The 15,023-nt window shown below is 67.8% G+C and carries 11 protein-coding genes; 5 read left to right on the forward strand and 6 right to left on the reverse strand.

What is annotated here, in order from left to right; translation table 11 throughout:
• Window positions 1-12: 12 nt before the first annotated feature.
• A complete protein-coding gene (gene mreB, locus VQ067_RS24140; RefSeq protein ID WP_003094393.1) occupies window positions 13-1,050 on the reverse strand; it encodes a rod shape-determining protein MreB in 1,038 nt (345 codons plus the stop codon).
• A gap of 239 nt (window positions 1,051-1,289) precedes the next feature.
• On the opposite strand from mreB, the gene gatC reads away from it, so the two are divergent.
• The 5 genes from gatC to VQ067_RS24165 all read left to right on the forward strand — a co-directional run bounded on the left by gatC (window position 1,290) and on the right by VQ067_RS24165 (window position 5,454).
• Window positions 1,290-1,577, forward strand: coding sequence for an Asp-tRNA(Asn)/Glu-tRNA(Gln) amidotransferase subunit GatC (gene gatC, locus VQ067_RS24145; RefSeq protein WP_003094397.1), 288 nt, complete (start codon window positions 1,290-1,292; stop codon window positions 1,575-1,577).
• A 15-nt stretch (window positions 1,578-1,592) separates the two neighbouring features.
• Window positions 1,593-3,047, forward strand: a complete 1,455-nt coding sequence (gatA, locus tag VQ067_RS24150; RefSeq protein WP_003094399.1) for an Asp-tRNA(Asn)/Glu-tRNA(Gln) amidotransferase subunit GatA — start codon at window positions 1,593-1,595, stop codon at window positions 3,045-3,047.
• A gap of 91 nt (window positions 3,048-3,138) precedes the next feature.
• Window positions 3,139-4,599, forward strand: a complete 1,461-nt coding sequence (gene gatB, locus VQ067_RS24155) for an Asp-tRNA(Asn)/Glu-tRNA(Gln) amidotransferase subunit GatB (protein WP_224754179.1) — start codon at window positions 3,139-3,141, stop codon at window positions 4,597-4,599.
• Between the two features lie 59 nt (window positions 4,600-4,658).
• Complete coding sequence (locus tag VQ067_RS24160; protein WP_003094403.1) at window positions 4,659-5,036, forward strand: septal ring lytic transglycosylase RlpA family protein; 378 nt, start codon at window positions 4,659-4,661, stop codon at window positions 5,034-5,036.
• A gap of 31 nt (window positions 5,037-5,067) precedes the next feature.
• Window positions 5,068-5,454 carry a carboxymuconolactone decarboxylase family protein gene (locus VQ067_RS24165; protein WP_003094405.1) on the forward strand — a complete coding sequence of 129 codons (387 nt, stop codon included), beginning with the start codon at window positions 5,068-5,070 and terminating at the stop codon, window positions 5,452-5,454.
• A gap of 114 nt (window positions 5,455-5,568) precedes the next feature.
• On the opposite strand, the gene VQ067_RS24170 is transcribed toward VQ067_RS24165, so the two are convergent.
• Genes VQ067_RS24170 through VQ067_RS24190 form a run of 5 tightly spaced genes read right to left on the reverse strand, consistent with a single transcriptional unit; the run spans window position 5,569 to window position 14,992 of the window.
• Window positions 5,569-6,360 carry a YfaP family protein gene (locus VQ067_RS24170; protein ID WP_023980545.1) on the reverse strand — a complete coding sequence of 264 codons (792 nt, stop codon included), beginning with the start codon at window positions 6,358-6,360 and terminating at the stop codon, window positions 5,569-5,571.
• 4 nt (window positions 6,361-6,364) lie between these two features.
• Entirely contained in the window at window positions 6,365-8,014 is a 1,650-nt protein-coding gene (locus VQ067_RS24175) for a YfaQ family protein (protein ID WP_074241096.1), read from the reverse strand.
• Window positions 8,011-12,561, reverse strand: coding sequence for an alpha-2-macroglobulin MagD (magD, locus tag VQ067_RS24180; protein ID WP_033990676.1), 4,551 nt, complete (start codon window positions 12,559-12,561; stop codon window positions 8,011-8,013). The genes VQ067_RS24175 and magD overlap by 4 nt, the downstream gene beginning before the upstream one ends.
• A 26-nt stretch (window positions 12,562-12,587) precedes the next feature.
• Entirely contained in the window at window positions 12,588-13,226 is a 639-nt protein-coding gene (locus VQ067_RS24185; protein ID WP_074241094.1) for a DUF1175 domain-containing protein, read from the reverse strand.
• Complete coding sequence (locus VQ067_RS24190) at window positions 13,223-14,992, reverse strand: DUF2138 domain-containing protein (protein ID WP_033990674.1); 1,770 nt, start codon at window positions 14,990-14,992, stop codon at window positions 13,223-13,225. The genes VQ067_RS24185 and VQ067_RS24190 overlap by 4 nt, the downstream gene beginning before the upstream one ends.
• Between the last annotated feature and the right edge of the window lie 31 nt (window positions 14,993-15,023).

A 15,023-nucleotide genomic window follows, 5' to 3' on the forward strand; every position in this document is an offset into this window, starting at 1 on the left:
ATGCTCGCCACCTTACTCGGTGGAGAGCAGGTCCATGGAGTGGCGGTCCATCATCTCCAGCGCGCGGCCACCGCCGCGAGCCACGCAGGTCAGCGGCTCCTCGGCGACGATCACCGGCAGGCCGGTTTCCTGTGCCAGCAGCTTGTCCAGGTCGCGCAGCAGCGCGCCACCGCCGGTCAGCACCAGGCCGCGCTCGGCGATATCCGAGGCCAGCTCCGGCGGCGATTGCTCGAGGGCGCTCTTGACCGCCTGGACGATGGTCGCCAGGGACTCCTGCAGGGCCTCGAGGACCTCGTTGGAGTTCAGGGTGAAGCTGCGCGGTACGCCTTCGGCCAGGTTACGGCCGCGGACGTCGACTTCGCGAACGTCGCCGCCCGGGAAGGCGGTGCCGATCTCCTGCTTGATGCGCTCGGCGGTGGATTCGCCGATCAGGCTGCCGTAGTTGCGGCGCACGTAGGTGACGATGGCTTCGTCGAAGCGGTCGCCACCGACGCGGACGGATTCGGCGTAGACCACGCCGTTGAGGGAAATCAGGGCGATCTCGGTAGTGCCGCCGCCGATGTCTACGACCATCGAGCCGCGGGCCTCCTCGACCGGCAGGCCGGCGCCGATGGCGGCAGCCATCGGCTCTTCGATCAGGAACACCTCGCGGGCGCCGGCGCCCAGGGCGGATTCGCGGATGGCCCGGCGCTCAACCTGGGTGGACTTGCACGGTACGCAGATCAGCACGCGCGGGCTGGGCTGCAGGAAGCTGTTCTCGTGGACCTTGTTGATGAAGTACTGCAGCATCTTCTCGCAGACGCTGAAATCCGCGATCACGCCGTCTTTCATCGGACGGATGGCGGCGATGTTGCCCGGGGTACGGCCGAGCATGCGCTTGGCCTCGGTGCCCACGGCGACGACGCTCTTCTGGCTGCCATGGCTGCGAATGGCGACCACGGACGGTTCGTTCAGGACGATGCCGCGCTCGCGCACATAAATAAGGGTATTGGCAGTACCCAGGTCGATCGACAGATCGCTGGAAAACATGCCACGCAATTTTTTGAACATGGGAAAGAAACCCTAGGCGAAGCGTGGGTGAAAAATACGCGGGTAAAAAAGTGCGGCAAACTCTAACAACGACGGGGATTTTGGGCAAGGCGGGCAATATGCTAAATTGCAGGCTTTTCCCGGCCCCACAAGGCCCGTCCAGGCGGAATTAGACCGCCGACCGCGGCATCCGTTCCCTGCCTTATATAACGCATGGCGCCCCGCCGCCCTTCCAAGGCCGCTTTTGCTGGAGACTCCCGATGGCGCTTGAACGCTCCGACGTGGAAAAAATCGCCCATCTCGCCCGCCTGGGCCTGAGCGAGGCCGATCTTCCGCGCACCACCGAGACCCTGAACAACATCCTCGGCCTGATCGACCAGATGCAGGCGGTCGACACCAGCGGCGTCGAACCGCTTGCCCACCCGCTGGAAGCCACCCAGCGCCTGCGTCCGGACGCGGTCACCGAGACCGATCACCGCGACGCCTACCAGACCATCGCCCCCGCCGTGGAAGAAGGTCTGTACCTGGTTCCGAAAGTCATCGAGTAATAAGGACGCGGACACATGCTGCATCAATTGACCCTCGCCGAGATCGCCCGCGCCCTCGCCGACAAGCAATTTTCCGCCGAAGAGCTGACCCGCACCCTGCTCGGTCGCATCCGGCAGCTGGATCCCCAGCTCAACAGCTTCATCAGCATCACCGACGACCTGGCCATCGCCCAGGCCAAGGCAGCCGACGAACGGCGCGCCAACGGCGAGAACGGCGCCCTGCTCGGCGCGCCGATCGCCCACAAGGACCTGTTCTGCACCCAGGGCGTACGCACCAGCTGCGGTTCGAAGATGCTCGACAACTTCGTCTCGCCCTACGACGCCACCGTGGTCGAGAAGCTCGCCGCCGCCGGCGCCGTTACCCTCGGCAAGCTGAACATGGACGAATTCGCCATGGGCTCGTCGAACCAGTCCAGCCACTACGGCGCGGTGAACAACCCCTGGAGCCTCGACCGCGTGCCTGGCGGCTCCTCCGGCGGCTCCGCCGCGGCAGTCGCCGCGCGCCTGCTGCCGGCCGCCACCGGCACCGATACCGGCGGCTCGATCCGCCAGCCGGCGGCGCTGACCAACCTCACCGGGATCAAGCCGACCTACGGCCGGGTTTCCCGCTGGGGCATGATCGCCTACGCCTCCAGCCTCGACCAGGGCGGCCCGCTGGCGCGCACCGCCGAGGACTGCGCGCTGATGCTGGGGGTGATGGCCGGATTCGATCCGAAGGACTCGACCAGCGTCGAACAGCCAGTGGACGACTACCTGGCCGCCCTGCAGAAGCCGCTGAGCGGCCTGCGCATCGGCCTGCCGCGGGAATACTTCGGCGCCGGCCTCGACAGCCGCATCGCCGACGCGGTGCTGGCCGTGGTCGAGGAGCTGAAGACGCTCGGCGCCACGGTGAAGGACATTTCCCTGCCGAACATGCAGCACGCCATCCCGGCCTACTACGTGATCGCGCCGGCCGAGGCGTCCTCCAACCTGTCGCGCTTCGACGGCGTGCGCTATGGCTATCGTTGCGACGCCCCGCAGAACCTGGAAGACCTGTACAAGCGCTCGCGCGCGGAAGGCTTCGGCAGCGAAGTGAAGAACCGCATCATGGTCGGCACCTACGCACTGTCGGCCGGCTACTACGATGCCTATTACCTGCAGGCTCAGAAGATTCGCCGGCTGATCAAGAACGACTTCGTCAGCGCCTTTGCCGAAGTGGACGTGATCCTCGGCCCGACCACGCCGAACCCGGCCTGGAAGATCGGCGAGAAGAACGACGACCCGGTTTCCCAGTACCTGGAAGACATCTACACCATCACCGCCAACCTCGCCGGCCTGCCGGGGCTGTCCATGCCCGCCGGCTTCGTCGACGGCCTGCCGGTGGGTGTCCAGTTGCTCGCGCCCTACTTCCAGGAGGGTCGCCTGCTCAACGTCGCGCACCAGTACCAGCAGGTCAGCGACTGGCACACCCGCACCCCGGCCGGCTTCTAAGCCATGGCAACGCCACGCAGTCCCCTCCCCTCTCCCGGCGCGGAGAGGGCGACCCGCAGGGTCGGCAGCGGGACTGCGCAGGCACAGAAGGATTGAGGAACACCACATGCAATGGGAAACCGTGATCGGGCTGGAAATCCACGCACAGCTCGCCACCCAATCGAAGATCTTCTCCGGCAGCTCGACCGCCTTCGGCGCCGCGCCGAATACCCAAGCCAGCCTGGTCGACCTGGCCATGCCGGGCACCCTGCCGGTGCTCAACGAGGAGGCCGTACGCATGGCCTGCCTGTTCGGCCTGGCGATCGACGCACGGATCGACCGGCAGAACGTGTTCGCCCGCAAGAACTACTTCTACCCTGACCTGCCGAAGGGCTACCAGACCAGCCAGATGGACCATCCCATCGTCGGCAAGGGCCACCTCGACATCACCCTGGAAGACGGCACCACCAAGCGCATCGGCATCACCCGCGCGCACCTGGAGGAGGACGCCGGCAAGAGCCTGCACGAAGACTTCCAGGGCATGAGCGGCATCGACCTGAACCGCGCCGGCACGCCGTTGCTGGAGATCGTTTCCGAGCCGGACATCCGCAGCGCCAAGGAAGCCGTGGCCTACGTCAAGGCGATCCACGCCCTGGTGCGCTACCTGGGCATCTGCGACGGCAACATGGCCGAGGGCTCGCTGCGCTGCGACTGCAACGTCTCGGTGCGACCGAAGGGCCAGGCCGAATTCGGCACCCGCGCCGAGATCAAGAACGTCAACTCCTTCCGCTTCATCGAGAAGGCGATCAACCACGAGATCCAGCGCCAGATCGAGCTGCTCGAGGACGGCGGCAAGGTGGTCCAGGAAACCCGCCTGTACGACCCGAACAAGGACGAGACCCGCTCCATGCGCGGCAAGGAAGAAGCCAACGACTACCGTTACTTCCCCTGTCCCGACCTGCTGCCGGTGGTCATCGAGCCCGAGTACCTGGCGAAGCTGCGCGAGCAACTGCCGGAACTGCCGGTGCAGAAGCGCGAACGCTTCGAGAGCCAGTACAGCCTGTCCGCCTACGATGCCAGCGTGCTGTCCGCCAGCCGCGAGATGGCCGACTACTTCGAGAAGGTCCAGGGTATCTGCGGCGACGCCAAGCTGGCGGCCAACTGGGTGATGGTCGAGCTGGGCAGCCTGCTCAACAAAGACGGCCTGGAGATCGAGCAGTCTCCGGTGTCCGCCGAGCAACTGGGCGGCATGATCCTGCGCATCAAGGACAACACCATCTCCGGCAAGATCGCCAAGATGGTCTTCGAAGCCATGGCCAACGGCGAGGGTTCCGCCGACCAGATCATCGAGGCCAAGGGCCTGAAGCAGGTCACCGACAGTGGCGCCATCGAGAAGATGCTCGACGAGGTGCTGGCGGCCAACGCCGAGCAGGTCGAGCAGTACCGCGCCGCCGACGAGGCCAAGCGCGGCAAGATGTTCGGCTTCTTCGTCGGCCAGGCGATGAAGGCCTCGAAAGGCAAGGCCAACCCGCAGCAGGTGAACGAGTTGCTGAAGAAAAAGCTCGAAGCGTGAGTCAAAGCCAGACGCCGGGTTCGCCCGGCGTCTTCTTGTCCGCCAGGAGCCTGTTGTCCATGCCCAACCCATCCGCCGCCGCGCGCCTCGCCCTCGCCGTCCTGCCCCTGTTCCTCGCCGGCTGCTCCAGCCTCGCCGGCAGCGGTTCCGCGGATACCGGCGAAGCCTCCTACTATGGCAGCCGCCACGCAGGCCTGCGTACTGCCAGCGGCGAGCGCTACAACCCCAACGCAATGACCGCTGCCCACCGCACGTTGCCGTTCGGTACCCGCGTGCGGGTAACCAACCTCGACAACCGCCGCAGCGTGGTGGTGCGGATCAACGATCGCGGGCCGTTCCGCCGCGGGCGGATCATCGATGTATCGCGCAAGGCCGCCGAAGGCCTGGGTATGATCCGCAGCGGCGTGGCGCCGGTTCGGATAGAGTCGCTGGATTGAGCCACCTTCTACCCACGACAGGAACCTTCCGATGAGCGAACAAGGCAAGACCGGCCTGGAGATCCGACGTGAAGTCATGGGCGACGCCTTCGTCGAGCGCGCCATGGGCAACGCCACCGCCTTCACCCAGCCATTGCAGGACTTCGTCAACGAGCATGCCTGGGGCTCGGTCTGGGCCCGCGAGGCGCTGCCGCGCAAGACCCGCAGCCTGATCACCCTGGCCGCCCTGACCGCCCTGAAATGCCCGCAGGAACTCAAGGGGCACGTGCGCGGCGCGCTGAACAACGGCTGCACGGTGGAGGAAATCCGCGAGGCACTGCTGCACTGCGCGGTCTATGCCGGGGTGCCGGCGGCGATCGATGCGTTCCGTGCGGCCCAGGAAGCGATCGATACCTGGCAGGGCGAACAGCCCGCCTGAGCCCAGGAGCCATTCGCAGCGGCATGAGCGCCGCCGCCAGGCCACGCGGTTGGTAACGCCGATGCCTGAGCGACGGCGAATAACGCCAGAGGCGTTATCCGCCAGCGCAGGCGCCTACGGATAACTGAAGCGCTTAACCAGCGTCAGTTCGCCAGGCTTGCGCATCGGCACCAGGAAGGTTTCCTGTTTCTCGTTCGGCGTGCCCTCTTCGGTGACCAGGGTGATGCGCGCCGTGGTCAGGTCCTGGGCGGCCTGTTCGGCGCCATCCTCGCTGCTGCCGTAGCCACCGCCAAAGTAGTTGACGTAGACCAGGTAGGGCCCCTTCTGTGGCGTCGGCGTGGCGATGATTTCCGGGCCGTAGCCGGTGGTGACGTCGACATCCAGGGTCGCGCCGTTGGCCAGCGAACGATTGCCATACCAGACATGGTCGCCGTCCGGGGTCACCAGGTGCAGGTCGAGGTCGGTGTTGTCGCTGTCCCAGGACAGCAGCACGCGCAGCTTGGCCGGCACTTCCCCGCCGCCGCCACCGTGATAGAACTGGACCCGTCGCGACTGCCCGGCGGCGTTGCGCACCTCGACGCTGTTGCTGCCGGACGGGAAGGCGAACGGGCGGTCGAAGCTGCCATCGGCGTCCACCTTCAGCGGCATGCTCACACCGTTCACCACCAGCGTCGCCGGACGCTCCTTGGGCTGGCTCTCGATCGCGCCGCGAATGCGCGCGGTGGTCGCCTGGTCGGCGGCGACGTTGACCGAGGACGCCGGGTAGTTCACCACCTGCCGGTAATTGGCGGCGGAACCGTCGCCGGCACGCCAGCCGGAGACCGGCGTATCCAGTTTCACGGGGTTGTCCGCCCAGGCGACGAGGGGAAGGCAACTGAGCAGGGCGGCAAGGGAGATTCGGTTCATGGAGTCATTCCAGTAGCAGGCGCCGGGCCAGGCTTTCGACATAGTTTTCGTCCTGGCCGCTGGGATGGGCGCGGAAGGCCAGGTGCAGGTATTCATGGGTGAGGTCCAGGCGTTCCTGTAGGGAATACAGGCCGCGGACGAAGATGCGTTCGCGCTCGCGATCGACATAGGGTCGCCCGGAAGCCAGGCGGCACACGGAAAAACTCGGAATCTCCTCGTAGCCGGGCTCTCGGTCGAGGCGCTCGCGCCACTGCCGGCGCTGCTTGCGCAGCCAGTCTTCGGCGGCCGGCAACGGCTGGCAGGCGGCCACCGGGTTGTCCCAGCGGCTCAGGCTGCTGCGCGGGAAAGCCTGGGCGAGGATGCTGTCGTAGCCCAGTCCCTGCCCGGCTTGCTCCACCGCGTGCTTCCAGGACAGGCGCGCCGGACCAGGCTGGTCGGAGTGATAGTTGACGGTCGCCCCGGCCAGCACCAGGTCGGCGCTCCAGGCGGCGATCCGCCGCGTCGGCGCGCTGGCCGGGCGCGGCGCCACGCGCTGGCGCTGGCTGCTGTCATCGATGGACAGGCATTCGCCGCGCGGCGCGGCGTTTTGCAATAGATAGGTGCGAATGGTCACCGCCAGCGCGCGAGCGGCTTCCTTCGGCTGCGCCGAGGCTTCGCGCTCCAGCACCCGCGCCACGTACTCTTCGCGCGAAACCCGCGCGACCAGCCGCGGCACGCCATCCACCCGTTGCAGGAAGAGGTCGCCGGCGCTGGCGATGTCCAGGCGATTGCCGTTGGCGAACAGCACTTGCTGCGGACCATGCAGCAGGCCTTCGGCGGCCGGGCGGCCGGCGGGATCACTGACCGAGCGCAGCGGATAGCGGCTGAACAGGTTCACTTCCACGCAACGGCCCGGATCGGCCGGCCACGGACTCGGCAGGAAGCGCCCGAGCACCTCGGCGTAGCGGTCCAGGATCACCTTGCTGGTTCCCGGGCCGCCGAGCCAGAGCGGCGTTCCATCGACCAGCCAGCCGGCGAAACCGCCCTGGCGCGCCTGCGGGTCATGGTCGTCGAGCCAGCTCCAGGTCTTCACCCGCAGGCGGCCGCCAAGGCTGGCCACGGCATGGCCGTCGCCGGCCTGCAACGCCACGTCGAGCAGTACCCGCCGCGCCTCGCCCTGGGCCGGCAGTTGCTGCAACTGTTCCAGAAGCTCCTTAACCGGCACCCGCGTCTGCGGTTGCAGCCGTTCCAGATCGAGCAACCAGGCCGGTGCCTGGCGCGCCTGCCAGTAGTCGCGCCAGGCCTCCGGCCGCAAGGCGAGGCGCTGCGGCTCGAAATACAGCCCGCAGGAGCGCACCAGGGCGCGGTCACGACCGATCGTCTGGCCATTCTCGCAGCAGTAGACCTCCTCGCGGCTGCGCCCCTGGCAGGCATAGGGCCGCTCGGCCTGGCCGGTGTCGCTCAGCCAGGCGAAGACGAACAGTTTCCACAGGCTGCCCAGCGGAGCCTGCAAATCGGCCGGCAACGGCCGGCGCTCGAGCACCCGCTGGCGATCCAGGCTCACCAGTTCGTAGCCCTGGGTCGTGCGCCAGGCCAGCTGGACCGGCGCCTCCGCTGCGCGAAGCAGCAACGGCACGGCGCACAGCAGGACCAGCCAGGCGCGCAACGCAATCACTCGACCTTGACCTTGGCCAGCGCCGGCTTGGCTTCCAGGGCCTGCTGTTCCGGCGCGTAGAGACGCAGGTAGCGGGCCGGTGGCAGGTTGAAGCTGCCTTTCTGGGAGAAACGCACCAGGTGACGGAAACGCTGCTCGCCACTCAGGCTGTCCACCGGCACTCCGTAGAACAGCTCGCCCGGTTCGTTGCGCGCGCGCTCCAGGGTGGTCGCCTCGTCGCCGGCCAGACCGCTGATCTTGATGCCCCAGGTGGTGCGCTCGACATCCGCACCGGGCGGCAGCGGCAGTTCCAGCATGCCGTAGCGTAGAGCGGTGTCTTCCGGAACGGTCAGGGTCACTTCGTCGAGATACAGTTCGTCGCTGGAAAGCGGCTTGTCGCCGACCTCCTCGACCTTGAACTCGAACGCCCCCTCGCCGGGCACCAGGCGCAGCAGGCGACGGCTGATCTGCACCGGCAGTTGCCCGCTCGGCGCCTGGGCGCTGCGGTAGCTGAGCGCAACCGGCAACGGCCGGGCCGGCGCCTCGTCCAGGTCGACCCAGCTCGGAATGCCGCGGCCGCGCCATTGCCAGTAGGTTTCGCCGGTAGCACCGCGCTGCGCCTGCCAGTCCTTCGGCGGCTGCGGCAGCTTGCCCTGCGGCGCCTGGGCCAAGGCGCCCTGCAGCCAGGTCAGGGCCAGGGCGCGTTCCAGGGTCGATTGCGCCGGCGCCAGGCGTTGCAGCAGAGCGCTGGCCTGCTGGCCATCCACGGCCGAGCGAGAGGCCAGCAAGGCATCGGTGAACGGCAAGCCGGCCTCACGCAGGCGCTGCGTCGCCGTCTCGGCCTGGGCGGCCAGCGGCGCGGGCACCGCAACCCGCAGTTGCCGTGCCAGGTCCACCGCCAGCACTCGCGCCGCGGCCAGGCCGACGGCCGAGTCCGGGTCGCCCAGCACCAGGCCGTCGTCGGCCTCCAGCGGCTCCGCGCGCGCCTGCCCTTCGCCGGCGTTGGCCAGATCGTTGAGCAGGCCGCCGAGCAGGGTGTTCACCGGCAACTGCATGTCGCGGGCGAAAGCCAGGATCAGCGCGCGCTGCAGCAGCGGGGTCTGCGTCGCCTGCTTGGCGTAGGGCTCGAGGATGCGCTGCCAGTGTTCGGCCGGCAGTTGGATCTCCAGTGCGCGGCTGGCGTACCAATCGGCGTAGTAGGCGTAGGCGGTGAGGAAAGCGTCGCCATCGACGTCGCCGCCCCACCAGGCGAACCAGGCGTCCGGGCCAGCCATCTGCACCAGGCGCAGGCGACTGTTCTGCATGATCAGGCGCAGGCGGTCGCGAATCCGCGGCTCGCCGCCGGCCAGCGCCGGATAGGCGATGCTCAGCGGCAGCAGTTGGCTGGCGGTCTGCTCGACGCCGCCGTAGGGATACTCCAGCAGATCATCGAGATTGCCCAGGTAGGCCGCGGCCGGGCCATCGGCCAGGCGCAGGCGTACGTCGCGGGCGTCCGCCGGCAGTTGCAACGGGTTGCTCGCCGCCGCCAGGCTGAGGTTCTGCGCCTGCTCCACCTGCCAGCCGTCGGCCAGCAGGTTGAAGCGCACCGCCAGGCGGTCGCGGACCTGCCCGTCCTGGCGCAGCTCGGCGCTCCAGTCGCCATCGCTGAGCGGCTGTTGCGCCAGCGGAATGTAGTTGACTCCCTTGGCCAGCTCCAGGGGCTGGCTGCGCTGGCTGCCAGGCGGCCCGCTGAGCAGCTCGGCCTTGACCGGCTGTTCGCCCTGGTTGAAGACGAACAGGCCGAGGTCGGGCTGGTCACCCTGGCGGAAGCGGGTCGGCCCGCTCCATTTCAGGTACAGCGGCTTCTCCGAGCGAAGGAACTGCTTCTTCTGGCCGACCTGGCCGTTGTCGTCGATGGCCCGTGCGGTGATCCGCCAGCGGGTCAGCGAGTCGGGCATGCGGAAGCTGAAGCTGGCCTTGCCCTGGGCGTCGGTGACCAGCTCCGGCTGCCAGGCGGCGGTGTCGACATCCTCGCGGCGCGGCCGCTCCAGTACCTTGACGCCGCGCTCGCTGCGGTTCGCCCGTCCGGGTGCGCTGGTGCTGCCGGGCAACGCCACGTCGTAGCTGATGAAGGCCAGGCTGGCGCTGGTGCGCACGTTGTTGCGCCGCGGATGGTAGAAGAACTGGTCGATGCCGGGGGCGATCTCCGCCTGCAGGGCATAGACCATCTCATCCACCACGCTGACGGTCAGGTGGCTAGAAACCGGTTTGCCGGCGAAGCGCGTGGCCAGGGTCACGGTCACCGTCTCGCCCGGTTCGTAGCGCTCCTTGTCGGTGGCGATGTCGATCTCCACCTGGGGCATGCCGACCTTGATCCCGGCGTTCTGGAAGCTGTAGTCGCCGCCCTTGGTGTAGAGCACCGAGAAGGTCAGGTTCGGCGAGAACTCCTCGCGCACCGGGATCCGCACGCGGTACTGGGTCGGATTGAGCTTTTCCAGGCGCAGCCAGTCGGCGCCCTTGGACAGCAGGGCGGTGGCCTCGACCTTGTCGCGCTCCAGGGACAACAGTGCATCCTCCACCGGCTCGGGGAAGGTGATCAGTGCGGAGGCTTCCTCGCCGGTGCGGTACTCGGGCTTGTCGAACACCACCTCGACGGTGCCCGGCACCGACTTCACGCCCTCGCCGCTCACCGAGTGGCCGGTGGCGCCAAGGAGCTGGCCCTTGTCGTCGCGCAGCTCCACGGAATAGGTACCGGGGCGCTCGAAGGCCAGCGCGAAGCGGCCGTCGGCGACCGGACCGCTGTCGGTGGCGCGGTCCTCCAGGCGGATCCACTGGTAGCTGCTCGGCTTGAGCGGGGTCGGCTGTTCGCTGGCATAGCTGAACTCGACCTTCTCGCCGGCGGCGCTGAAGCGCTGCGGCGCGCTCAGGCGGTAGCGCGCGGCACCGCGCTCGATGAGGATCTCCTTGCTGGTCTTGACCCGGTAGGCGGCGCCGTCGCTGGCGAAGATGGTCAGCATGTAGCGACTGGGTTTCTCGGCCGGCGGCAATTCGATGGCGGCGCGGCCCTTGCCGTCGGTGGTCAGTTCGGTGCTGCTCAGTTCCACCGGGAACTGGCCGAGATACTGCAGTTCGTTGTCCACCATCGACAACTGCTGGGCGCGCAGGCTCAGTTGCAGGCGCGCGTTGGCCACCGGCTTGCCGTCCGGATAGAGCAGGACGATCTCGCCCTTAACCGGCTCGGCGGTCTTGAAGTCCGGCTTGGCCAGGTCGAGGGAGACTTCGAAGTGCGGCTTGATGTATTCGGCGACGCGGAAGGCGCTGCTGTAGGTCTGCCCGCGGTAGTCGAAGCGCAACTCGTAGCCGCCGGCGACGGCGTTCTCCGGCAGTTGGAAGCGGCCATTGGCGCCGCTCTTCGCGTCGAAGCGGAGGTCCAGGCTTTGCAATACCGTGCCGCTGGCGTCGATCACGCTCAGGCGCACCGGCGCGCTGGCGGCGGCCTGGGATTGACGGGCGTCCTTGAACTCGCGGCCGACCATCTTCAACGAGACCCAGTCGCCCGGCCGGTACAGCGGGCGGTCGGTGAAGGCGTAGATCTTGGTGTCGTAGATCTCGCTGTCGTAATAGAAGTTCTCGGAGACGAAGACCCCACCCTCGCGGTCCTCGCCGATCACGTAGGAGCGCTCCGGACTGGCGTGCTTGAGCCGCAGCAGGCCGTCGGCGTCGGTATTGCCGCTGCTCATCACGCCCAGGCCGTCGGTCCACAGCACCTTGGTGTCGGGCACCGGGGTGCCTTCGTGCTTGCGTGCGGTCCAGACCAGCAGCTCGTCGCCGGCGACCTTGCTCACCGCCACGCTGTTGGAGACGAACACCACGGTGGTGGCGCGGTACTTGCCGACCAGCGCCTCGACCAGGTAGAGGCCCGGCTTCAGCTTGCCCAGCGGGATGTAGACATTGCCCGGCACGACGTTGATGAACTCGCTGGAGGAACCGGCCAGCTTGACGTCCTGCGGCGGCTCGATGGGCTTGGCGTCCCACAGCGGATAGCGGAACTGGCTGACCAGCGGCAGGCCGGGAATCGGCGCGTATTGCGGCTGCGCGTCGTAGGGCGTCGGCGCGGTCATGGCGTTGCCCATCTTCAGCTCGGGCACCGCCTCGGTGACCTGTTGCCGCGACTCGTAGGAGAAGGCGCGCTGCATCACCCGGCGCGACTTGCGATACCAGTTGTCCCAGAGATAGGCCAGGGTGTTCGACAGGCCTTCGCCCTTGAACTGTCCCTCGGCCAGGACCCGGTGCAGGTTCTTCTGCCGCTTGAGGAACTCCAGCGGCTGTTCGATCCGGTACAGGCGCACGTCGACCCCGCCATAGGGCTCCATGCGGTAGCGCCGGTAGTCGCGGCCGGGCGCTTCGAGACGGACCCGCGCTTCCTCGTCGGTGGCGAAGCTGCTGTCGGCGAGCAGGAAGAAGGATTCGCCGGCCATCGGCGTGTAGCCGCTCGGTTCCACCGTGTCTTCCGCCTGGACGGCGGCGAACGGCAGCAGGACCAGGGCGGCGACCGCCAGGCGACGGCTGAAACGGCGCAGGTTGCTCATTGCTGTGGTCTTCACTGGGACGCGATTCATTGAGAGAGGAAAGCCAGCCGATAGATGCCGATAAAGTTGGGATTGGATTCGTCGGGGATCCATCGGGTGTCCTTCCATGTCATGAGTTGTTGCAGGCTGACCGAGCGCATGCCGTTATCGGTCGGGGTGCTGCTGCCGGTGTGATAGGCGATGGAGCGGCCCATCCAGATCATCAGGTGCTGGTCGTCGCCCTGGTCGTAGAACATCAGGTCGCCGGGGCGCGCCTGGTTGAGGTCGCGGCCGACCAGCCGACTGTTGAACTGCACCAGCTTGATCGCATTCACGTAGGGCCCGACCTGGCCGCCACCCTGCTGCCAGGTCTGCGCCAGGCGCCGTTGCTCGGGACTGAGCGCCAGCTCCGGGGGCAGGTAGCGGTTGGACAGGCCGTTGGCGCGCAGCCACTTGCCATCGTGGACTTTCAGCGCCTCGTTGGCGGCGAAGCGCACCAGGCCGGCGCAGTCCTGCTGGTGCCAGCGCGGACTCGGCCCTTGGCGCAACTGTTCCTGGGCGATGCGCACGAACCAGGCGCGGAATACCTGCGATTGCTGCGGGTCGAGCGTTACCGCGGGCTCGCCGCGGGCACCGCCGCTGGCCAGCAGGAGCAGCGCCAGGCCGAAGGCAGTCAGACGTCTCACAGCGACCGCCATTCCAGCGGCAGCCATTGCCACGGTGCGTTGGCCTGGCTTCCGGCAGGCAGGCCGAGGGCGTAGCTGCCCTTGCCGGCGAGGGTTTTCAGGCGCGGCATCAGGTAGGTGTCGGCGGCATTGCGGAATACCGGCTCCATGTCCTGCGGCAGGCTGTCGAGGGTTTCCCGTTGCAGCAGTTCGGAGAGCGGCTGCGGCGCCAGGTAGGCCGGTACCAGCGCATCCTTCGGCAACACCTCGGCGAGCGGCGGATAGCGTTTGTCGAGGGTGTCCAGGGCCTTGCCGAGCAACTGGTCGTCGAGGGAGAACAGCAGGGTCTGGCCATGGCGCGCCATGCCGATGCGGAAGAACGCGCGGCCGCTGATGCTCTCCGGGTTGTCCGCCTGGCTGGCCGGATAGGCGCCGAAGTTCGAGCTGACCTGGCGGGTCCAGCGGCGGGTCTGGCCATCCATCCGGTCTTCCACCGGGAAGCTGCCACCCTCGACCTTGGCTTCCTTCGCGCCGATCACACGGCCGAACAGCTTGCCCAGCTCGTCGTCGAGTTCGGCACTGGCCGGCGCGCTCAACTGGCCCACCAGCAGCGGCGAATGCAGCCGCGAACTGGCGTACCAGCAGAGACCGGCGGCGCCGCTGAGATGCTCGGAGAAGGCCTGGGCCATCTTCTGCTCGGCCCCCAGGCGCTCCAGCATCACCCCGTACAGGCCGGGGGTGACCGGCAGCGCCACGCAGGCGCTGGCGCCCATCGGCATGGCCTGCCAGACCGGGGCGAAGTCCAGCGGCGGCTGACGTTCCACCTCGTTCAGCGCCAGGTAGCTGCTCCAGCCCTGCTCGCCCTTCTCGAAGCGCACCCCGGCGAAGCTCGGGATGAAGCGCTGGTAGCCCATGGCCAGGACGCTGGCATTGAGGGTGATGCGCTGGCGCAGCTCGCCGCGGCCCGGCAGGCCGAAGCGCTCGGGGAACAGTTCGTCGCCGTCGAGCAGTGCCTCCAGGTCTTCGCTGGCCGGAGCATTCAGCGGGCTGTCGTCGCTCTCGCCACCATCGTCGAAGAGCATCCGTGGGTTCGACAGCAACAACAGCCGGTCGCCCTTGGACAGGAACAGCATCGCCTTGTCGTTGCCGTAGCGCAGGCGATAGACCGAGGTTCCCGCCAGCTCGCCGACCTTGCGCAACTGCTGGTCGTCGGTGGCGATATGGGCCAGCGGCTCGAGCACTCGCGCCAGGCCGCCGCGCTTGAGCACCACCACGAAGTCGCGCAGGCGGCCGTCGGCGCCGCGCCAGAGGGCGACCTGGGCCGGTTGGTCGAGCAGTTCCTCGACCAGGCTGTCCTTCAGGGTCAGGTCGTGCTCGTAGATGATCCGCCGCAACGTACCGGTCAGGCCAAGGCGGTCGCCATTGTTCTCGTAATAGAAAACGAAGTCCTCGGTCAGGGTATCGCGCAGCAACGGCACCTCGAGGATTTCCTTCGGCAGGCGGCTCAGCGACACGCTCTCGATCAGCGCGTCGGGCTTGCGCAGGTCACGGTAGGCACGCGGCGCGCCGGCGTCCGCGGGTGCCTGGGCGCCGATCGGCTGGCCGAGGTCCTCTTCGGCCGGGCGCCCTCCGCCGAGCCGCTCCAGCCAGCCCATCTGCCAGGCCAGCACACCGCCGGCGGCCAGCGCGGCGACGATCCCCAGCACCGGCCACAGGGCGCTTCGGGTGCGCGCAGCGGCGGGCGCAGGGGTTCCGTTGGCAGGGCTGGGGGTGTTGTTCTCGCTCATGGTTCGCTAATCCCGTGTCATCCGTACGAGG

The sequence above is a fragment of the Pseudomonas sp. KBN12P06040 genome, from assembly GCF_037574965.1.
Lineage (GTDB): Bacteria > Pseudomonadota > Gammaproteobacteria > Pseudomonadales > Pseudomonadaceae > Pseudomonas > Pseudomonas aeruginosa.